The sequence below is a fragment of the Adlercreutzia caecimuris B7 genome, from assembly GCF_000403355.2.
GTDB classification, from domain to species: domain Bacteria; phylum Actinomycetota; class Coriobacteriia; order Coriobacteriales; family Eggerthellaceae; genus Adlercreutzia; species Adlercreutzia caecimuris.
On the sequence record NZ_KE159646.1, the window covers coordinates 2,479,124 to 2,504,202 of the forward strand.

1 protein-coding gene (cut by a window edge) is annotated in these 25,079 nt (G+C 64.6%); it reads left to right on the forward strand.

Annotated elements, in window-relative coordinates; translation table 11 throughout:
- Window positions 1-25,079 carry the 5' portion of a PASTA domain-containing protein gene (locus C811_RS13970; protein ID WP_016310330.1) on the forward strand. Its footprint extends 13,087 nt past the window's final position, so the window shows 25,079 of its 38,166 coding nt (coding positions 1-25,079); its start codon is at window positions 1-3; the stop codon falls past the right edge of the window.

Sequence of the window (25,079 nt, forward strand, 5' to 3'; positions counted from 1 at the left end):
ATGGCCAATACTACGCAAAATCATCATGATTATACGAAAGACGACGTCAGAGCGTCTTCGGGTCCGAGTGTCGGAGTGGCCGCGCCGCCCGAGGGCGCGCCTGCAGTAGCCGAAACGGCTGCATCTCCGACGCCTGCGGCGACGTCTGCGCCGTCTCGGGCGTCGCGTGCCCGCGCCGCCACGCCCCACGATTCCAACGCGCATTGGCATACCCAGGTGTCGGCCCAAACGGCCCCGGTGAACTCCTTTGCCGTGAAGCCCTGGGTACGCTTGCTGTCGGTGTGCTTGTCGCTGCTGCTGGCGCTCACCATGTTCGATGCTACGGCGCTGACCTCCTATGCCGACGAGTTGGCAGACGACAGCACGCCTATGGCGAACACTGCCGGCGAGGGCGACGAGGGTGCCGATCGCGCGGCCGAGGCCCAGAAGAATGCCTGGGCCGCCACGGTGCAGGCCCAGGAGCTGGACGAGAAGGTGCTCGCCAGCTTGAAGCCCGCGAAGCTGACGGCCGCGGCCGAGGTGCTACCCCAAATCACCACGACCACCGAGGGCGTGAAGAAGAAGGACGTGGCCGACCTTGCCAGCCGCGTGCGACCCAACTTGGTGGCGTCGGGCGTGCCCTACGGCGCGGCCGAGGGCCTGTTCGTGAAGGGCAGCCGTGCGAAGGCCTCCTTTGAGCTGGGCAATCTGGCTGCGCTGCTGAAGGGCGGCTACCTGGCCGGCTCGAAGCCCGGCGACCGCTTCGTGCTGACCTTGGACGTGCCCTACCTGTATACCGACGACGAGGGCAATCTGGCCACTACCTCTTCCCAGGAGGAGTGGAAGCTGCGCTGTGCCCTGGCCGACCAGGCATCTCGCGCCACCTCCGGCGCCGAGGGCGCCCCTGCAAGCTTGGCTGCCGCCCAAGAGGCCGCCGCTAAGGCCGCTGCCGACCCGTCTACGACCGAGCGCGCCATGCGCGCGGCCCTGTTCGCCAACGAGATACCGGCCGGTTGGTCGCTGTGGCAGGAGCACGACGGCTCCTATGTGCAGCTGACTGCTGGCGACTTGAAGAAGGGCGTTTCCGGTCGCTTGGTGCTGCGCTACGACGCCAACGGCGGCAAGCTGGACGCAAGCGCCGAACTGCCGGCCTTCGAGATGGGCTTTGTGGGCGGCGTACCTGAAGGTACGCCCGTATCCATATACTATGGATACGAAGTCCATTCCTTCACTGCCGCTGCACCGGTCGCTCGGGAGGCCGGCGACAAGGCCGAGGCCCCGAAGGCCGTCTACGGCGACCTGAAGCGCGGCGCTGCCGGCTCCTACGCCCTCGTCAACGAGCGTAATGACGCTACGGCGAAGTTCTCCGCCACGGCGACGAGCGCGGCTATGCCCCGCACGAGCGCGGGCGATGGTATCGGCTACCTGACCCACCTCGTGCGCTACGAGGTTCCCCAGAATGCACCGAATGCAACGGCCTTCGCTCTGGGCGCGGCCTTCCCGGTGAACGCCGCGGGTGCCATGGGCGTGCCGGCCGAGGTCCTCATGGCCTATAAGGTGGACAAGGACGGCAAGGCCGAGGCCAATACCACCGAGGACGCCGTGGACACCTCCAACGAAGCCCGCAAGGAGAACACCTTTGTGGGCGTGCCCGGCAAGGGCGGCGTCATCGTGCTGGACGTTACAGGCCTCACCGACGAGCAGATCGCCTCCATCAACCCCGCGAAGGCCTCTACTCTGAAGGCCCTGCACCTGGACCCCATCCCCTACACCGTGACCGCCGATGACCGCATCCAGCTGGCCCGCACCGGCAAGGACGGGGCCATCGACGCCGGCGAGAGCCGCACGTTGTACGTGGCTGCCCCCTTTGCCGAGAAGGCTGTGGCCTTCCCGAAGGAGAGCGACACGTCCGACGCGGTGACGGCGGTGTTCGACGTGCAGGTGGCTACGGGCCAGGGTGCCGCCAGCGTGGTGTATGCCGAGTGCGTGGAAACGAGCACGGCGTTCACGGCTAAGGAAATGGGCCTCGAGTTTATGACCGATGCCCAGGAAAAGGCCCAGGAGGAAGCCGAAAAGCCCACCGAGCCCACCGAGCCGGCGGAGCCCGAGACCCCCGGCCTTCTGACTGAGTCGCGCGACCCGCTGACTCCTGCCGATCCGAACGTCCAGGAGCCCGCCGACGAGCCGACGGCCGAGCCCGCGCCCTCCGACGACCCGTCGACCGACGAGCCGGCTAACGAGCCCGCCGACGAGCCGGCGGCCGAGGAAGCTGACGAGCCGGCCCCGGGCTACCGCGAGCACCCGGAGATGGCACCCACGCTGCTGCTCACCGCGCAGGCCGGCGCGGCGCTGTTCACTAACCAGATGCGGGCGATGGCCACGCCGTTCTCCACGGTGGAAATGCTCGCTGACAACTACCTGGACCCCAACCTGCATGTGGGCGGCGGCACGCCGGTGGACGGCCAGCTGAACACCTACATGATTAAGACGAGCGAGCAGGTGTGGCTTACCCTGCAGCCCAACTACCGCTACGCCGACGGCTTCATGGGCCGCAGCTACGAGCTGTTCGGCTTGGAAGAGGCGCGCGACAATGCCGTTATCTTCCGTCTCGATATCCCGTACCTGTACTTCAACCAGAAGGGCTCGGTGGAGACCATCGACGCCGCCGAGTGGGAGAAGAACCAGCTCGAGGGCATGAAGTTCAAGAACGACCATCAGCGCTTGGCCTACTTCCCGAACACCGACGCGCTGAACTCCTACGACTTCGGTCAGAAGATCAACGGCGAGATGCGCTGGTACACCACCGAGGAGATGAGCGACCCCGAGGACGGTCCTTTGGCCGCGGGCCTTTCGGGCACTTGGTACATGCGCTACAAGGGCAAATCCTCCGAGCACCAGTACGAGCTGGGCCCGGGCGCCCAGTCCATGGAAGGCCAGGTGCGCTTTGTGGGCACCGTGCCGGACAACACCGGCGCCACGGCGCTTCTGGGCTACGAGTACATTAACTATACCGACGCCGACGGCGTGGAGAAGACGGGCATGAAGCCCACCGAGGTAGAGCCGGGCCGCAAGCGCGCCGAGGGCGCGAAGAACGTGCTGCGCGCCACCTTCATCCAGACGAATCTCCAGTGGGATCTGAACGTGCGCTCCGAGAACACGCCGGTGCTGTGGGACCACTACAACTACGCGGTGTACACGGTGCAGGTGAAGAACCGTTCCGACACGCGTGACTCCGAGATCGACTTCTTGAACTACGTGTTCATGTTCCCCGGCGCCACCGGTTCCACCTCCGGCGTGCGCGCCGAGGACTTGCTGCGTTGGAAGAGCAAGAACAACGGCGCGAGCTTCGAGGCGAACAACAGGCCCAATGCCGCAGAGACCAACGCCATCTACACCGGCAAGCCGAAGGACGGCGGCGCGCTCGTCTACGACGTGTCGAAGCTGTCCAACGAGGAAATCCAGGGCATCGTGAAGTCCATCGACGCCAATGATTTCGACTATCAGAAAGAGCTCGGCCTTGCTCCTATGCCCTACGCCACCGGCGGCAAGGATGGCCAGATTACCGTCGACATCCACGAGGACGATATGCCCTACGGCAAGCATTTGTTCTCTCATACCGACAAGGCCAACCAGTCGGTATCGCCCACCTATACGCCGCCCGAGGACGAGTCCGATGTGCATACGCTGCTGGTGGCCATGCCCTACACCACCAATTATGGCGATGGCTCGGGCGGCTACACCCAGGCCTATCTGCATCCCTACGCCACCGTGAACTTCGGCAACCGCGGCTACGACAGTGCGGGCAACTCCAACGACTACCAGTGGATGAAGGACACCACGGTGCGCTCCAGTTTTGCCAGGCCGGAGCCGGGCGTGACGGTGAACAAGCGCGCCCGCAACGTGAAGACCCCCACGACGCTGTCCGACCGTCAGAGCGCGCCGTTGGGCGAGATGGTCACTTACTGCATCGACGGCATGACCAACAAGTCGAACATACCCCTGTTCGGGCAGAGCGAGGGCGCCTCATACGGTGCGGTGCTGGCCGACCAGCTGCCAAGCGGTTTCCAGCTGACGGGCATCACCTTAAAGGTAGATGCCTCCAGCGAATCGGATACCATCGTGGATGTGCCCGCCCAGCCCGGCAAGCCGGCGGAAGGCGACAACCCGGCGGTGGATCCGGTACCGGCGGTCACCCACCAGAAGGCGGCCTTGAAAGACTGGTTCGACATGACGGGCACCGTCGTGGAGTTCGAGGCGCGCGACAGCGCTGGCAAATCCACGTGGGTGGGCCTGAACGTACCTGTGGAAGTTGATCGGGCCACGGATGACTCCTCGGCAACCTATCGCCTGGGCAGTGTAGAGAACTCGGCCGACGGCATCGCCGAGATGCTGGAGGCCAAGGGCATCGCTGCCGTGCCCGGGCGCAAGCACGCGGCGAACACCCCCACCTTCACCGGCGCCTTCCGCATTCTTTTCAAGGATGCCATCCCCGCCAAGACGAGCATTCCCGTGACCGTGGATGTGACCGGCCTTATGATGGAGCGTCAGTCCAACGGCACCAACGGGTGGTACGACAACAAGGCCGAGATTGCCTACGGCAAGAAGCTGTGGGACTCGGGCACCAACACCTATAGCGTCACGCCGGCTACCCAGGCGGCCCCCAAAGCCACCTTCCAGCCCGTGGACCCGGTTCCGCTGGACGAGGCCCGCGTATTCTCGGAGTTCGACGGCTCCGGCACGTCGGACCCCACCATGTCCACCGAGGCGAAGCGTCGCAACGCGCTCGTGAACACGGCCAACGCCGGCTACCGCTTCCGCTTCGGCGATACGTCTGACTCGCGCATGGCGCCGGCGGTCATCAACATCGGCCCCATCCCCGACGGCATGAGGCGTATCACCGGCTCCAACGGCCAGCTGGTGCCCGACCCCGCCACGCCGAAGAAGGCGCAGTTCACGGCCAGCGCGGTGAAGCTGGGCCCGGGCTTTTTCGGGGATGACCCCGTGGCGAAGATCGATACGATCACGCTGACCTACTACAGCACCGAGGCGGCGGGCGACCTTACCGTGCAGACCATGACCATTCCGGCGAACCGGGTGGCCTCCTACTTCAAGCCGGAAATGAACGCCGGCGTGGCTACGGGCAACTACGTGATGGACATGGGGAGCGCCGGCATCGGGTATCTGCTCGGTGTGAAGATCGACCTGGAAACCTTCCGGGCCAACCACACCATCGCCCAGGCTCAGGCGATGGTAGAGATCATCGGCACGCCGAAGGACGTGGGCGACATCACGGTGTCCTCCTCCTTCCGCACCGATTACGAGAACGCCAGCTCCAACGTGTCGAAGAGCGACTCGGCCACGCTGCATTCCATGTACGTGCCCATCAAGCCGACGGTGTCGGCCTCTTTCGGCTACGTTGACGACAACGGCGTGCGCCGCCACAACGCCGCGGTGCCCTATCGTTGGGGCGACATGGAGGACGAGACCGCCTACTTCCGCTACGACCTCACCAACGATTCGAAGTACAGCATCGAAAAATTCGACACCGACCTGGTGGTGAACAACCCTGCGGGCACGAAGAGCGACGGCACGCGCAACGTGTACCGCGGCTTCCTCACTCGGGCGGTAGTCATTCCCGGATTTGTGTACGGCCCCACCAATGTGCTGGATGCCAACGGAAACCCGTCTAAGGACGAGCTGGGCAATCCCATTATGGAGACGCGCTGGCACTACGCCTACGGCTCGGTGGCCTCTATCGACGTGTTCGACCAGAACAACAGCACGGCTACCATCATGAAGGCCGAGGACGAGATTGACCCGAATAAGTCCTACGCCATCGAGGAGACCATCCGTGCGCTGCCCGCGGCCGGCGGTACGAAGGACATGGGCGATGGCTCGAAGCTTACCTTGTCTGCCGATGGCGTGGTGACGCTGAAGGTGGCCACCGACGGCATCGTCAACGGCAAGACCTCCGCCGGTGCCTCCGAGAAATCGCCGGTAAAGATGGTGCGCGTGCGCTATGGCAAGGTCAACGAGAATGCCACGGCGGCGGACACCACCAACACCATGACGGTGCCCGCGAGCAACAAGGCGCCTGTGGTGTATCTGGTGGGTCGCGCCGACAGCCATGACAGGGTGACGACCGACATCCAGGGTTTCGCCACCACGCCGGTCTACGGTCCCGACATGCAGCTGCCCCGTGGCATCCGGGTGGATACCACCAACGGCCCGAACCGTATGAAGGCAAGCGCTACGATGAGCTTCGGCACCTTCGGCTCCGACATTCAGTGGACGGTGACCAAGGCCAAGGACGTGCGCCCGAACGCCGGCACCGAGCAGACGGGCCAGAACGTGGCCGTGGCCAACTTCTCCGACGGCCATTCCTACAACTTCACCCTGAAGAACACGGGTCTCAACCGCGCCGACGATGCCACCGTGTCGGTGAACATCGACGACTTGAGCCCGTATTTGAAGAAGCCCGTGAACGACGTGCAGGGCTTCAAGACCGGCACGGTCACGCTTTCCGAGGCCCTGTTCAAGTTCGGTTCCACCGTGCGCGCGAACAACGACCCGGCTACGCTGAAGTCGTCGCTGAAGAGCGCCACGTTCTCCTTCCGCGACGTGGTGACCGAAGGCGGTGTGCAGGTGGCCAAGCCCAAGGCGAAGCAGGTCACGCTGACCGGCGACGAGATGCTGGCCCTGTGGTCGTCCACGAAGAAGGCCGACGGTACCTTCGTGCTGGATATGACCAAGGATAAGTTCGCCGACTGCGGCGACTTGTACCTCGAGAACATCGAGTTTGCCTACAGCGAGATTGACCCGCGCACCACCGCGGCCGGTACTACCAAGGACGTGACGGTGAAGCTGACCGGCACGGTGAACCATTGGTTCAACAACGGCCCGCATAGCGAGGGCGCCGCCTACGGCAATGCGCCCAAGGAGTACTCGCAGGTGCGCGCTACCATGAAGATCGTGCAGACGGCGCCGCTGGACAACCCCAACAACGCCAAGGCGGCCACTGGCTTCTTCAAGGTGTACTACCCGGCCATGGCCATTCACACCTACGGGCAGTACGGCCCCAACGCGGGCGAGTACATGAACAGCCACACCTATGGTAACGGCGGCTGCTCCGATGGCTCCTACACGCTGACGGCCGTGCCCTACGACCGCGACTTCAAGCTGTGGGCCAACCTGTACAACGAGTCGAACACGAGCCGTTTGGACGACGTGGACGTGACGCTCACGGTGCCTTTGGAGTACACCACGGGCGGCGTGACCCAGATGGACGGCTCGAAGAAGTACGACTACGTGGGTTTCCACACCACCAAGGTGACGGTGAACAAGGAGCTGTTCGAGACCTTTAAGCACGGCACCGTGGGCACCATCGTGTTCACGGGCTATGGCGAGGGCACTGGCGCCAATACCGCCGGCCTGAAGACCTGGACCATCCAGCCCAATGAAGCCTACCGCTTGCTCGACCGTAGCAACGTGCCGGCAGCCGAGGCGCTGCCCGACCACTTCGAGGATGCGACCGACCCTGCGAGCATCTTCGAGTTCAACGACGAGGGCGATCTCGTCATCGGCGAGGAGACGCTGCGCGCGCACGGCATCATGAACCTGCTGACGGTGCAGCTCGTCTCCTGGCAGGACATGGATGTGGATCCGTCCTCCAACCGCAATGAGCAGAACGTGGTGCTCGACGGCTTCAGCGACCAGGACTTCGAGACCTTCAAGAACATGACGGGCAAGGCGCAGAACTACCTGCTGAAGCTGCGCAGCCTGGACCCGGCGACGAACAAGCCCCTCGGCGGCTCGCCGCTCGACGAGGTGACCAAGGCGGGCATGAAGAACACGCCGGTCACCCGTACCGACATCTCGCAGGTGTACCTGTCGAAGATGTACTTCGACACCATCAACCGCGCGGGCCTGTACGACTCCAACGCCGGGGGCACCACGAGCCCGGCTGCAGCGGGCCGCCGTTTCTCGCTGCTGAACTACGGCTCCAACGACAGCCACCACGGGCGCCATGGCGGCTATACCGACGGCGAGTACAACTACGTGCTGGATGTGGGCTACAAGTCCCAGGTGTCGCTGTTGGCCGACTTCCGCCAGGTGAACAAGGACTACGGCGTGGGCGCCCCCGAGCGCACCTGCCACTGGGAGCAGAACAACCGCAGCATGTCCTACACCGGCTCGAAGACCTACAACTCGGGCATGGTGCTTCACATAAGCCAGAACGTGCCCAACGGCTACTTCGATTCCTACTATATTAAGATCCGCCGCAAGGCCGCCGCCTATGTGGACAAGATCACCGTGACCTACTCCGACGGCAAGAAGCTCGAGGTGGAGGGCAGCAAGATCAAGGAGCTGCTGGGCGGCACGAGCGCCGACTCGGTGCAGGCCGACAAGGACGGCAAGAAGTACTTCCGCCTGAACCTGCTCGCCCGCGATGCGGCCGGCAACCCCGTGGCCTCCTACGGCACGGGCGACGACCCGAGCGATTCCTACCGCCATCCCATGGACGACTATGAGAAGGTGGTGCCGACTGCTCCGGGCACGCCGCTGTTCACGGTGTCGAAGATCGAGTACGACATTCGCATCAACCAGCATCAGTACGCCACGGGCGACAACCGCTACATCTCCGGCGCGGGCAACTGGACCGAGAGCGACACGGCGGGTGCTGCCCTGAACGTGCCCGACTACGGCACCTGGTTCGGCGTGACCAATGACAACCGCGAGGACATCGTGAACAACATGGCCCTCGAGGTGAACGGCCGTATGTACACCGAGACGAGCGCGGGCGGCATCAACATGTTCGTGGACACCGCCATGGAAGTGGGCGGCACGAACTCGGGCAACGACCGTCCCGGTCACGTGGCCATGGTGCGCTGCGACAAGCCGACCAACGACCACGTGAAGAGCGGCTGGTCGTTCCAGGACTACCACCGCAACGGCACCTACTACAGCCACACCCACGACGAGGCTTACATGCGCCATATCCGCAGCTACACCAATCTGGTGGCGCGCGTGGACGGCAACTACACCATGGAGGGCATCAACTGGAAGGGTGCCGACCACACCAAGCTGAACGACACCACCGATGGCTCCAACATGACCGAGCACGGCCTATTCGGCGGCGATGTAAACTTCGCCACGTCGTTCTACCGACATACTATATATAGAGGCATCTACTCGGGCGATCCCAGCTACAGCGGCAGCTACGACACCTACTACCCCAACGACTGGGGCTGGAACTACACCGCCTTCACCGACAAGGTGATGCTCGGCGACACGCTGCCCTGGTGCCAGCCCGACGACGACCTGTCGTTCTACGGCTTCCTCTCCACGGGCATGAAGGTGCAAAACGGCGTGCTGGACCACCTGCGCGACTACGACCGCGCCTCCATTACCTTCACCACGAAGCAGTGGGTGGCGGGCAAGGAAGCCGACGGCTCCGACAAGGTGAACGCTGAGGGCTTCCGCATCTTCGAGGAGGACGCCACGGCGGCTCGCACCTTCCGAATCGACCACGACGGCCTGCACGAGAAGCAGGGCGACAACTGGGTGAAGATCTCCGATAACGGCCTGGATTTCCTGACCAACACTGCGAGCGGCGCCGGCGGCCTCATCGAGTTCGCCCGCCCCGACGAGGAAACGCACAAGGAGATCATCGACTACAAAAAGGCCCACGCCGCCGGTGTGGTGACCCTGCCGCTGAACACGAACGAGTTCGTGGCCTCCTATTCGATGGACTTGGGCCCCTACAACGGCAATGGCGACATCACCTCCGAGAACACGGGCGTGAAGGTGGATCGCGACGGCGATAGCAACGTAGTGGACATCCGTCTGTTCGGCCGACCCTACATTTACAAGGGACAGAAGCACCCGAACATGACCCACAGCGGCTGCGGCGACAAGGCCGACGCGCTCAACCACGTGTCAACGAAATCCTTCCACTTCAGCAACCTGCTGACGCCCATCGACAGCTACACCGGTGCCAACACGCCTATGGGTGCGCATCCCGGCGTGACCGACTGGCGTGGCAGCAGCAACGGCAGCGTGGACCATCGCAACCGCGACACGGCCTACTACCTGGGCTACCTCATTCCCTTCGGCTACCATTCGTCGCTGACGGTGAACCCCGACGGGAAGACCTACAACAACACTGGGCACCCGAACATCTCGGATTACCAGAACGACAACCTCACGCCGAATATCGTGCGCTACGAGGCGCGTTTCCGCAACATCAACGACGTGAACGAGGGGCAGGACGACGAGAACCGCGCCGCCCACATCAGCGCCGTCACTCTGAAGGCCAGCTGGAACCCCATCCGCCGCGACCCGAATTCCGTGGGCGACCCGAAGATCGACGCGCTGCGCGTGCAGAAGATCTACGTGCCGGCCCAGTTCGTCACCGTGGGCGGCCATGCCCGCAACGACAACTGGTTCCGCGCCCAGGACTTCACCTTCACGGTGTACAACGTAACGACCCACAGCACCGCTACGGTGAAGCTGACCTGGAACGACATGGTGAACCTCGGTATGCTGTCGGGTACTGTGTCGGGCACGGGCACGAGCGCCACCTTCACGGGCGACACGAACACGAGCGCAGCCTACCCGGGCACCTACGCCGTCGACCTTGAGAAGTACCTGCGCCTGACCGAGCTGAAGCAGGCGAAGCCCGGCCTGTCGGCCACCCAGCTCTTCGATGAGCTGGCGGCCAGCCACGGGCTGAACCTCGTGGGCCGCACGGGCGATGCGGCTGCGGCCAAGGAGGCCGTGGTGGGCCTCATCCAGGGCGGCATCGTGGGCCACTACAAGGCGGCCGATGACACGGGCTACACCTACACCAACACGCTGGGCGGCAAGTACCTGACCGACGAGAAGGTGAACCTCACCTACGCGGCGCCCTATGTGACGAGCGCGCAGTTCACCTTCATTTCGCCCAACTCCTCCCGCGAGAAGCCCGAGACCATGCTGGATTCGGGCGAGTGGCTCGGCGCCAACTACCAGCGTCCGAGCGGCAAGTCCTACAACGAGGACTACCAGAACAACTTCGCCTTCGCCTATGACGGTGTGTACGCCGACCGCGAGGTGACCGACTTCCGCACCGCCAAGAAAACCGGCAATGACCTGGAGGATGGCAACTGGAATTACTGGTCCACGCCGTCCTTCGACAAGATGGGCAACGCCTTCGCGGGCCAGGATATGTGGGATTACCTGACGGTGTCCAACGTGGTCACCCGCGACCCGAACAAGAAGACCATCGTCAAGCACGAGTCCAACGAGCGCGGCTACGACTTCTCGCACCAGCTAGGGGCGCTTACCACCGACATGCAGCGCGGCAAGAAGGTGACGATGAACGGCAAAAGCCAGACCATCTTCGCCTACGACGCCGACGATTACTCGGTGACCACGCCGGCCAGCTACGCGCCCGACGCTACCCGCGGCGCCAACGGCAACGGCATTCCCAACGGCGACTTGTACGCCGGCGACTACGTGGAGTACTCGCTGTACGTGGGTGCGGGCAACGAGAAGATCCGTACCGACCTCACCTACGATGGTGGCGCCGGTTTCGAGCTCGCCGCCCTGCCGCTCCAACACGTGTCGGCCCGCTTCCAGGTGCCGCGTGGCCAGCGCATCGTGGGCTGGGAAGTGGAGAAGGCCTACGAGGGCGGTAAGTGGGTGGAGCGCAACACCACCGGTCTGCCCGTGACGGCCGTGCTCACCGACGACGGCAATGCCAACCCCGTGGCCGTGGATCCGCAGGTGGACCTGTCGCGCGCCACGGTGAACAGCGACGGCTCCCGCACTTTCGGTACGGGCGACGAGCAGTACGACCAGAACCGCAACCTCATCTTCTCGGTGGGAGAGGCCTACGACGCCTCCAGGGACAACGCGGCTGCCGTGGGCAAGCAGGTGCAGCCGGGCTGCGGCGTGTACATCCGCGTCATCACCCAGGTGACCGACGAGCTGCAGGTGGATGCCGAGGGCAACTACACCGGCGACGCCTACAACAGCAGCGAGAACCAGTCGAACCGCAGCGACAACCCGGTGTACCAGGGCGCATCCATCCCCGCGAACTTCTACGCCGTGGCGGCCCCGCTGCACGGTTTCACCCAGTACCGTACCTATAACAAGAGCGGTTCGGGCGGCGGCAACAACAAGGCCTCCAAGGACTTCGCAAGCGACACTGCCGAGGCTGGTTACATTACCGGTGCCCACACGACGGGCGCGGGCGTGGCCGACAACTGCGTGGCCAACGATTCCACGTTGCTGAAGTACAGCTTCACCCGCGACGTGTCCACGGAGCTTAATGGCTACGAGCAGCTGGCGGCCCACGACCACTCCAACGTGGTGTTCCACAACCATGTGAAGGAGAAGCAGGAGGCCTCCGGTTCCGAGAGTGACCAGAACCGCGTGGGCATCTACCCCGAGTTCTACGACTGGGAGCCCGCCCTGGCCGATCCCACGAAGCCGGGCATCCTGGACCCGAAGTCCGCTTCGGGCCGGCTGGCCAACGCCGACGGCAACCGCATGCGCCTGCGCATCACCAACATCCGCAACAGCACCTGGCATGAGGCCTCCATGACCGTCACCGTGTCGTTCATGCGCTCGGTGGTCGGCGACACCCAGGTGAGCCAGGGCACCTACACCGATGGCACCATGGGCTTCGATGCCAACGGCAACCCGGCCGGTGAGCGCTACTTCGAGCTGACCCGCGTGCCCACCTACACGGCCGACGAGTCCATCCCCGCCCTCGGCTACCCGCTTGCGAAGGTGACGGGCAACGCCAAGTGGAACGACACCACCCCGGCCAAGCGCCTCGGCACCGATGCGGCGGCCAAGGACCAGGCTCTGCTGCCCGATTCCGTGGTCGGCCCCGACCACGATGCAAAGGGCCGCCCCGAGGTGAAGATCGAGTACTACGTGCCCGACTGGAACAAGACCACCACGCCTTCCTCGGTTCCGCTGGAAAGCCGCGAGACCGTGGTGCCCGTGGCCCTGGCCGCGGCGTCCAACGACGGCGCCTGGGTGTCCTACGAAGAGCTCGAGGCCCGCTACGGGTCGGCGGGTTCCGTGGAGACCCCCGAGGGCCACACCGCCAACGGCAACGTCTTCCGCGACGTGACCGGCGTGCGCTGGACCTACTACGACCTGCCCGCCACCGCCGACGGCACCGCGGCCTTCCCGCTGGACGACGTGTCGCTGCTCGGCGTGGCCCGCTACGAGGACACGCGCCTGAACTCCACGGCCGTGAACCACAGCACCGGCGAGCAGCCGAATCTGTGGAGCCCCTTCGGCCAGGTGGACGTGGCCTTCACCCACACCGACCGCCAGAACACCGTGCTCGACTTCGTCGATGTGGCGAAGAGCGGCACCAGCGCCACGCCGACGCTTGTGGACAACGATGCCGTGCAGCACGACACCCTGCTGACCAAGCAGGACGAGGGCAAGCGCAAGCAGACCACCGTGTGGCGCCGCACCCCCGTCATGCGCTTCCAGAACCAGGTGTTCCAGACCGAGAAGGGCGCCAAGAAGCCGTACGATCCCAACGCCATCCAGAAGACGGGCTACGTGGCCGGCGAGCAGTTCTGGTACAAGAACACGCTCGTGAACGTGCCGAAGAAGACCAACACGGGCGTGACCACCCTGGAAGGCGAGCTGTACAACCCCGTCTTCTACGAGATGGTTCCCACGAAATACCTGAAGAACGAGTCTAACGAAGAGATTGACGCGGAGTACTTGGCCAATCACCTGACGGTGAAGTGGTACGAGAACTTCAACCATCAGACCGACCCGTCGCTGTCCACCAAGGACAAGGACGTCTACAACGCCCGCACTAACGGTATGAAGCTGGTGGTGGAGCCCGTGGCCGACTACACCGCGCCCGACTACGGCGGTGCCATGGTGTACAACAACGGCAGCTACCCGAACTACCGCGGCGGCCATGGCGACTACTTCGCCGACCTGGATCCGCGCACGGCGGGCGTGAGCCAGAACACCGAGTTCACCCTGTTCAAGATTTCCTGGTACCCGAAGGACGCTGAGCTGCCCGAGGAGGCGGCGGTGGCCCGCGAGCCTGAGAGTACGACCGGTGCCAGCGGCTCGGTGATCGAGGACAAGCTGCAGTACGATCGTCCCATCGACGAGGTGACCCCCGATTCCACCCGCATGGAGGTGGGCGACCGCATCGAGCTGTACTTCGACGTGTACGCCTCGGTGGACGACCTGCCCCAGGTGTACGCCCGCAACGGCGTGGTGAACACCGCGGCAGCCAACATTACCGGCTGGGGCGCACGCACGGGCGTGGGCACCACGGGGCTGGAGCCGGCTTACTTCCCCCGTGCGGGCGAGTACTACCAGGCCGACTACGCCTCCTGGAGCGGCAGCAACTGGTCGGGCCGTATCTTCCCGCTGTACGGCGACTGGACCGAGTCGGGCCAGAGCTACCACCTGGCCGGCCTGCACGATACGTGGGGCGCGTTCAACTTCGCCACCAACGACGTGCTCATGGACATGGACTACCTCATGCTGGACTCGGCCTTCTCCGGCGACAAGCCCGAGCAGACCGACACCTGGGAGATGTTCGACGGCTCCTACACCTACATTCCCGGCGAGAGCTCGTCCTACGGCCAGTACTCGTCCGGCTGGGATGTGAACGGCTGGGGCGCCAACGGCATGGGCATGTACGCCTATCCCCACAGCACCGACGGCAACAACCAGAACTACCACAGCAACATTAGGAGTAGTGGCGGTACCGACAGCGTGTCGTCGGGCTATTTGTTGGACACCGACATGAAGGCGGCTAACAACAAGCAGGTGGTACGCTACACGCCGCGCCCGTACGAGGGCACCAAGGGCAACGTGGCCACCAAGCTGCCCAACGACGCGCACTTCGTGTGGTGGTACGACGGTTCCAACGGCTGGAACCGCGGCGGAAGCGCCCAGCACGAGGAGAACAACCTCTCCCAGGGCGCCGGCTCGCTGCGCAACCGCCACCGCTACGTGCGCGACTGGTATCAGCTGGTGACCAAGGCCCGTACCCTCGGCACCGCTTCGGTGGACATGACGACCGAGACGGATGCCGAGACGGGCGAGGAGAAGCAGGTGGAAACGGGCACCCGTTGGCATTCCGATACCCCGCTCGTGTGGTCGGAGACGCGCCTGCACATGCAGAAGGCATGGCTGGCCACCTCGTCGCGCTTCATCTCGGCGGCGGCTGCCACCGATGGCTCGGGCGTGAGCAACTACGAGGCCCAGCGCTTCTACAACTCCGAGGACTCCCATGCCGGGTGGATTCCCGGCCGCTACGACTACTCGGGCCAGCACTACCGCGATCATCGCGGCGTATTCGTGGGCCAGTACACCACGGCGCTTCAGTACAACCAGGACTTCGTGACCGAGCTGACCGCCTACAACTACGGCGACCGCAACCTGGATGGCGTGGAGTTCACCTACGTGATGCCCCGCGGCGTGGAACCGCTGCTGTCCGGGTCCTTCGTTCCCGACGCCGATGACGACGAGGAGCTCGAGGGCAACGTGGTCACCTACAAGGGCGCTGTCACCATGACGGTGAACGCCGAGGGCCTGACGGCCCCCATCAAGGTGAGCGTCGTGACGGCCACGGGCAACACGGTGCTGACCGACTTCGAGATCACTCCGAACGAGCCCTGCGTGCTCGGCGGCGAGACCGACGCGGGCCCCTACACCTTCCCCGAGGGCGACTATTGGCTTGTGGTGACCGAGGTGGGCACCACCGAGGAGGGCCTGCCCTTCGAGGAGGGCGAGTACAGCTACCGCGTACTTGTGACCGACGAGGACGGCAACGAGAGCGTGGAGGAGCGCACCTGCGCCTTCAAGCCGCTCAGCTTCCACGTGACCGCCCACGACTCTATGGAGGAGTCGAACCCGGCTACCGACAAGGACGGCAACTCCACAGGTATTTCCGCCTCGGTGGATAATGCCACCGAGGGCACCATGAAGGTGTACGCCGAGAATGGCGTGCCGGTGCGCCTGACCCGCTGGACCGGCGGCGTGACCAACGACAACACGACCCCCGACGGGGTGGGTGTCATCACCATCGGCAAGAAGAACTACATCAAGGATGCGGCGGGCAAGTACGTGGAGTGCTCCGATGCGGGCCGCTTCGTGGAGGTGCCCCGCTACAATCCCGAGACGCCCTCGCAGGTGACCGCCGAGCTGACGCTCAACCGCATCGAGAAGCCGAGCGCGGTGTCGGTGACGGTGAACGCCGAGGGCGCGAGCCCCGACTTCCCGGCTACGGCCCAGATCGTCTCCATGATTGAGAAGCAGGTGGAGCGCGAGGTAGAGGTGCCGGAGCTGAACGAGGACGGCACGTCGAAGCTTGACGCGAACGGCAACCCCGTTACGACCACCGAGACCATCACCGAGACCGTCTACGAAGAGGGCGACGTGGTGGAAGGCTTCGAGAGCATTGCCGTGAAGGCCAACGAGCCGGTGCAGGTGGCCGAGCTGCCGCGCGGCCACTACGGCCTGAAGTTCTTGGCCGCGCCTCAGATGGATGCCGAGTACGGCGGCGGTCGCGGCTTCACCCTGCCCGAGGGCACCCAGCACTTCTACGTGGTGGGCTTGGGCGATGCCATCGAGCTTGCCAGCTACACCCTCGACCACATTTGGGACAAGGCGGCCGTGAACATGACCGTGTCGGCCTACGGTGCCGAGACCGAGGCCTCTTTTATCGTGCGCGATACGGCCGGCAATCCCATCGACCCGGCTACCGGGGAGGCGGTGGTGGCCGCCGAGGGCGAGACGATCGACGAGAGTGCCTACTATGTGAAGGTGGCCCCCGGCACGAAGACCCAGCTGATGGCTCTGCCGCGTGGCAGCTACACGGTCTATATGGTAGAGGCGCCTTCCATGAGCTTCCGCTACACGGTGAAGGAGCCCGAGATTGTGGACGGCGCCCCCACGGGCGGCGATATTGACGTGGAGAAGGTGGGCACCTGGCCGTTCATCGCGCCGACCGAGCCCATCGAGATCGAGGCCGACGGCCATGGTGCCGCCTTCGATCTGGCCATGGAATGCAAGCTGGGCGACATCTCGGCCGTGGTGGCCGGTCAGACCACCATCCGCGCCGACATTCACGCCGAGGGCGCCCGCGCCGACGACGTGCTGACCTACGCCCTGGTGAAGGTGACGACCACCGGCGAGGGCGAGGATGCCGTGGTGGACGAGACCGAGGTCGTGCAGACGGCCACGGTGGGCCTGAACCGCCCGGCGTTCCTGCAGAGCCTGGCCGCGGGCACCTACCGCCTGCGTGTGACGAAGTATCCCACGCTGGCCGACGGCAGCACCTTCACCCTTGACGGCGGCTACTACGAGTTCGAGGTGCCCGAGGGCGCCGAGGGCATGGATGTGTCCTTCACGCTGACTCCGGTCGCCGCCGATGCGGGCGAGCCGAGCGTGCTGTCCGCTATGGTGGACGAGTGCTTCGCCGAGGCCGCCTGGGTGGCCGAGACGAGCGCGTCGGCCATGGCGGCTCAGGCCCGTGCCACGGTGACCTCCGAGCCGGTGCCGCTGGAGAACCGCTCCTTCGACCGCAGCGCCCAGATGACCGCCGACATGTCCAACGACATCGCCGATGCCGATGGGGCCACGGTCTCCGGCGACGGCGTGTACTTCGTGGAAAGCGACCAGCAGGCCATCGAGCAGTTCGCGGCCTCTCTGGGCGCGCCCGATGCCGCGGCGGCGCCGACGAGCGAGACGGCCGATGAGGGCGAGCCTGCGACGCCGGGTGTCACCGACGAGCTGGTGGCCTTCGCTGCCTCCACCGAGCCGGGCGAGGCGCCTTCCGAGAGCGCCGTGGACACGAGCCTGGGCAGCGAGGAGTCCCGCAAGGAGCTGACGTCGCGCATCAAGCAGCAGGTGAAGGTGAGCCTGCTCGGTGCCACGACCGGCGTGGCGGGCAACTACTCCCAGGATCCGCAGATCAGCTTCAGCAGCCCCATCGACATCAGCGACCTGTTCGACATCGAAGTGGTGCAGACTCCCACGAGCGAGTTTGCCGGCTACTACGCGCCGAGCGCCATCCAGGACCCCTACCGCTCCACGGTGGACGCCACGGCCAACACCGATAAGAGCACCTACGAGGCCGTGCGCGCCGAGGGCACGGGCAACCACAGCGTCAGCTACCGCGACAGCTCCCAGCCCTGGGTGCTGAAGATTACCGTGAAGCAGGATCTGGCCAAGTGGTTCGGTCGCACCATCGACGGCACCCCCGAGGATGCCGCTGACCCCGACTTCGTGCGCGAGTACGGTGTCTATCACCAGTATGCCGACGCCATCAGGGAGGCCTTGAACGGTACGGGCGGCTACCAGATTAAGGTGAACATCGCCTCCCACGTGTTCGGCAACAACGAGTCCGAGCGCTGGTACGACCGCGTGCTGACGCGCCCGTGGGACCGCCCCGCCGCCGAGGGTGGCGTGACGGGCCAGGACAAGGCCAGGGGCGAGGAGCCGAGCCGCTCGAGCGCCTACTACCAGGTGTACGACCTCGACCACTTCGAGGGAGAGCACACCGGCTTCGCGGCCACGGGCGGTTCGGGCAAGAGCGCCCACATCCAGCCCTTCGGCATGGACCACAAGTACACCCTGCAGCGCTGGTACCGCAACGGGCCCGAGACCCAGCTGGCCGGTTCCCCCAACATGCCCACGGTGAACGGCTGGACAGTGCTGAACAACACCGTGCGCATCACCGATCCGAATAACCCCTCTCAGGTGGTCGACCCCATGGGCACCGCCGCCGCCAACCTGGACTTCTGGAAGAAGGCCTACAAGGACGAGGGATCTGCCGGCCCGGTGCTCTACGCCCAGACCGGCACCATGGCCGTGATGCGCAAGCCCGTGGTGCGCGTGTGGAATACCATCAGCCTGGCCGATGAGCTCAGCGGCGACCAGGAGAGCGGCACCGTGACCGATGGCGTGGGCTCCACCTCGGCGCACTACTACATGGAGACCGAGACCGATACCCGCCAGGTGAACGTGCATGTGGAGAACCGCTTCTGGTGGGACGCCTTCGCGCGCCAGTACGACAACGACTACAACTACCGCGACTGGGTCGTGAACGAGAACCGTTGGCACACCTATTCCCGCGAGGGCGGCCAGATGGGCGACTTGGTGCTGCCCGTGGTGACGGTGGTGCTGCCCTACGGCATCACGCCGGTGCACCGCGAGACCCGCAAGCCCTACGGCCAGTGGCGCGATGAGGTGCAGGAGTTCCTCTACGAGGACTGGGATATCGCCCAGTCCACGAACGCCACCTGGGGCAACGTGGGCGAGGTGAACCAGAACGAGCCTTTGGAGTGGCTGAAGGCCAACTTCCGCGCCACGGTGACCTACGAGAAGATCGAGGCCGATGCCACCCAGTACCCGGCCGACGAGATCAACGACGACAACTACCGCTTCGTTATTCGCTTCCTGCCCAAGGGCGACGATCTGAACAACGACCGCGAGACCGAGCAGCGCATCAAGTCGCACCAGATGGATACGTTCAAGTTCTCCATCGCCATGACCAATGAGCCCGAGTGGGGCGAGCTGCCCGATCACAAGGAGGCCTCGCGCACCACGGAGAGCATCCGCACCTACGTGTCGAGCGCCATGACCGGCTACAAGGCCCTCACCGACGAGGACATCTCCGGCAACCCCTACACCGTGGGCGCCCCGGCCCGCTTCCGCGGCGCCGGCGACTGGCGCCAGCGCGACGTGCGCCTGGATGCCGTGTCGTCCGCCTATATGTACCGGGTTGACAACAATAGCGACTGGGACGACAACATCTGGCGTACCGGCAGCTATCTGGGCACCACGGCCTACAACGACAGCCACGGCCGCCCGGCCTACCGCTTCCAGTGGGAGTACGACAACGTGTTCCCGGGCCTCGGCAACGAGAACGTGTCGCTGAACACGAACCGCGCCGGTGCTTACAGCGTGACGGGCTACAACCGCGACTGGTACTGCTCGAGCAACTACTATTGCGATGTGAATCGAGAGAGCCACAACCGCACCCACGGGTTCGAGATGGTGTGGCGCATGCCCTACAACTACTACAACGCCGGCACCCAGACCAACGACGGCGTGCAGTACAACCATCTGCTCGGCTACTTCGGCAAGTACACCGAGCAGGGCGGCTCCACCCGCGCCGGCGGCACCACGGTGCCCCTGACCGGTCCGGCCGACAACCTGGGCATGAACGTGTCGGAGTACAACTTCCGCACCCAGTACGGCCTGTCGTCCGAGACGACGAAGAACCTGAACAACAGCTATGTGGACGCCGAGGGCCGTCCCACCACCGACAGCACCAACTCCGAGGCCACCAAGACCGAGAAGTTCGCCAACCGTGCGACGGGCCAGAAGGCCACCCATGTGGATGCCGGCGTATTCGCCGCCAGCAGGCTGCGCCTGAAGACGCCCACCCTGGGGTCGTCCTTCGAGATTCAGAACGAGCCTGCGACCCAGCCTTCTGATACCACGCCCGACAGCGTGGTGTCCCAGGGTAACTTGGGCTCCGATGAGATGCTGCCGCTGCCCGGTGCGGCCAACGGCGCCGAGCTGAAGAACAACGCCGCCGACGCCAAGGAGGGCACCTTCGAGTACGACGACGAGATGTGGTTCTCGGCCACCTTCCGCAACGCCGTCATCGGCAACAAGCGGGCTTCGGGCCAGCAGGGCAAGGAGGGCGCGCTGCTGCACTCGAAGCTCGTGTTCTCGGTGTATCTGCCCGAGCAGGTGACCTTCTACGACCAGGACAAGCTGCGGAATTTGGGCGAGACGGTAACCACCGCCGACTTCGAGCGCTTGTTCTGCGACTACGAGGACGATGAGTATCCCTTCTACGTGGAGTACACCTACCGCGACCGCCATTCCGACACCGGCACGGTGAAGGATCCGGTGACGGGCTCGTCGGTGTACCCGAAGCGCGAGAACCAGCAGAAGAAGTACCTGCGCCTGACGCCCAAGCAGCTGGTGGAGGCCGGCTGGACCGTGCGCGTGCGCGTGCAGCCCGACTACGACAAGGATGCCTACGCCAACCAGACCAACGGCACCTACGGCAAGCATAAGGACTACGGCAAGCCCGACGTGGACGACCCGGACGATCTGGCCGATGGCGAGGACGTGAAGCCGCGAGTCCATGGCGGCGAGACCCTCGTCTTCGAGCTGACGCCGCCCGACGACGCCAACGACGCCGAGTTCGTGAAGCACGACAGCATGCTGTCGGCTTACTGGGACAACGTGCGCGCCGACGGCTACGTGGGCGCCGGCGATGTGGTCACTTTGAAGCTGCGCACCCGTATCGACAACGTGGGCTCCGAGGAGGAGGCCCTGGCCGATCTGACCGACGAGAACGGTGAGCCGCTCACCTACGCCCAGCAGCTGAACCTCATCCGCACCTGGTCTACCGAGGCCTCGAAGGCCTACTTCACCACCGAGGACCGCGACGTGGCCTGGCTGCCCCAGACCACGGGCTGGTCGCATCGCTTCACCGCCGATGTGACGACCACGGTGTCGAAGGACGCCAAGGTGTACCGCGCCATGAAGGACGCCAAGGGCAACGTGCTCTACGACGAGCAGGGCTTCGCCCAGATCGAGCCGGTGGTGGATCCCGACGGCGCCGACGAGCAGGAAATCACCTTCAAGGCCGGCGAGCTGTACTACAAGCCCACGGTGCCGACCGATTCCGCCAACGGCTACGGAGTTGCCGGCTTCAACAACCAGTCGCCCGAGTACTTCCAGTGGGTCGACGAGGCTGGCCTGTCCTACGACGTTGAGGGCCATGAGGACCCGGACACCAAGGACTGGGTAGACGACGTGGACTTTGACAAGGACGGCAAGTTCGAGAGCGGCGGCCGCCCCGAGCGCCACATGACCTCCACTTCGGGCGTCTTCAAGATTCGCAAGCCCTCGGCCTCGGTGCGCATTGACACCGGTGCCGTGCGCGTGCCCACCAACGAGGTGAACTCCACCGACTCCACCCAGTCGGGCAACAACTATCTGTACGTGAACCAGGCTATCAACACCGGTGCGGCCGTGAACAGCTTCATCGTGGACTGGCAGGTGCCCCTGTGGGCCCTGGGCTCTCAGTCGGCCGAGAACGCGCCGCTGAACTCAGCCACCATTCCCACGGGCAAGGTGACCCCCGATATCGACAGCGTGAGCTCCGGTGTGTGGGAGATTCCCGGCACCTACCAGCACGTGCTGAAGAACCCCTACCTGAAGGACGCGGACGGAAAGCCCGTCGAAACCGTGGTGGGCGAGGGCACCTACTACTTCCGCGCCGACGGCAGCCAGGTGGGCGCCTGGCGCGTGGACACGAACCGTTCCATTACCGTGAACGGCGAGACGCGCTACCCCTACTTCGTGAACGAGGACGACGAATATGCCGGCGCCAACGGCGGCCCCAACATTCCCTACAACGACTTCGATCGCGTGCACCGCGAGGATGGCGAGAAGGGAACGACTTCCTTCGACACGGTACAGGCCGTCCGTACTGAGCGCGTGCCCGTGGATACCCCCGAGGCTGCGGCGAACCGTGAGATCGAGAAGAAGCTGTGGGTGCTCGTGTACGTGCGCCGCGCCTCCACGAATCTGCGCGATAAGGTCAACGGCTACGTGGAGCAGAACGGCAGCACGCCGCAAGATCGCGAGAACTTCTCGGTGCCCGGCACCGATGCCGATCGCGACTACTTCTTCGGCGAGGATGACGCGAGCGACTTCAACACGGCCGACCCGGGCATGTACCCCTGGGAGTACGTGGGCTCGGTGCAGGTGTCCAAGAAACAGAACCAGGCCTTTACCAACATCGTGAAGGGCGGCACCCAGATTCGCCAGGTGCGCTGGGTCATCCGCGCCTGCGATGTGGACGAGAACGGCCGGCCCATCATCGACGACGAGACGCTGTCCCACGAGGTGCCGGTGCCCACGGGCTTCCGCCTGGCCACCGACGCCGATCCGGACACGGCCGCCGTCGAGGAGCCCGATGCCATCGACGCGGCCCGCAACAACACCGCCTGGTCCAAGAAGAAGAGCTACACCGACGATACGGTGGAGTACAAGTACACCGAACGCAATCTGGGCAACGTGAACTACCTGGATATGAGCCAGATCTATAAGATCGGACCGAACGAGCTGTACTTCTACGGCGATGTGATCAAGACCGAGAAGGGCGGACGGGTGGATCGCACGCTGAGCGCTGCCGAATACCAGGCGGCCCTGAAGGGCACCGCGCCCAATCCGGCCGTGGGCGGCGAGGACTGCTGGGATCGCACCATCCAGGGCGACCTCATCGTGCGCGAGAACAGCCCCGTGTGGGTGATTGGCTCTTCTATGCCCAGCTCCATCACGAACAATGCCGCCTGCGTGCACGGCTCGGCCTTCATTACCGAGCTGCCCAAGATCCAGGGCACGCCCCAGGCGCTCTACGGCACGCGCACCCTCTCCAATGATGCGGAGGTGGGCCAGTCGCTCACCTTGCTTGCCGACGACGACACGCCGAAAGAGGCGGTTAATGCGGTGGCGTCGGCCTTCGAGGCCAACGGCGCCAAGGTGAATGTGACGTCGGGCGAGACAGGCGGTACCCTGGGCGAGGATCCCGATGTGGTGAAGTCCGACTCGGTGCATGTGAATCACTTTGCCACGGTGGTGCCGCGCTACGATGACACCAAGTATGCTTCCTACGAGCGCAGCCGTTGCGGCTTCTTCCGTTCCGAAGAGAAGCCCACCATCAAGATCGACGCGAAGCAGTGGTACTTCTCCGGCACAGCCAACGACGGCTACGGCTGGAACAGCGAGTCCATCATGCTCGACCCAACCGACTCGTTGTTCCTGCGCTACGAGATCACGCTGTACAACCTGTCCGAGGGCCAGCTGAACCTGCTCGGCCATTCGGCACTCGGCAGCGGGCTCGATAACAGCGGGGAAGTGGGCTACCACGTGGACACCTGCACCAATCCGTCGGTGTCGGCGCTGCTGCCTCGTATCCAGAACTTCGGCCCCACGCCCGGTTCGATGTTCTCCGACCTGCCTGCGCTGACCCGCGATCAGCAGACGCGTCTGAGCCAGGCCGATGCGGTGCAGGCTCTCGGTCAGAAGGTGCAGACCTTCAACTACGACGCGAGCGAAGATATCGTGGACGCCGATGGCAACATCACGCCCGGCCCGTCGCACCAGACCTTCATGAACAACGTGGCGGCCCTGGTGAAGGAGCTCGAGGCCATCAAGATCCTCACCGGCGATCGAGTGCCCGACGGCTCGCGCGATGAGGTGGACAACATCATCAAGGCCATCAACGCTCAGATTGAAGTGTTGAAGGGCTATCAGAAGCGCACGGTGGACGAGAACGGCAACGTGACTGAGGCCCACTACGCGCCCGAGAAGGTCACGCCCACCGATGCGGTGCGCTCCGGCAAGAACATCGTGGCGCAGTCCAATGCGCTGCGCAACCGCGTGACCAAGGAACGCCCCTACAGTCGCGTGGTGAAGTACGTGCCCTACACCGATCTGGACAAGAAAGCCACTCACGATGGCCAGGTGGACGACACGGGCCTGGCCCAGAAGGCCGGCGCGGCCTTGAGCCCCCTGAGCGAGAGCTATCGCCGCAACCCCACCGAGAAGAACGCCTCCAATGCATCGCATATGAACTCCACGGTGCCGCTGTGGACCTACCGCGTGGTGAAGTTCAAGGAGTTCCAGCGCGACACCGAGGGCTACCTGTGGTCGAAGAATGCCGACGACACCTACAACTTCGAGGGTATGGCCGACAGCAACGGCACTATCATCAAGAACCCCGTGCTGCCTGAGGGCGTGCAGCTGCCCACCGAGCCGGTGGGCACCCTGACCGCCTTCGGCAGTCTGACCGATTACGATCCGGTGGAGATCGGCTCGTCGACGGCCGCCCTGCGCGAGGACCCCACCGACCAGACCACGGGCCAGCCGAAGCTCGGCCGCGGCATGGTGGCCAACGGCGGCACTTCCATCTCCGCCAAGGACGAGTTCGCCTACTTGTACAACACGGGCAACGGGGGCACTTCGGCTACGGAGCCCGAGTCGGAGGGATCGACCACGTC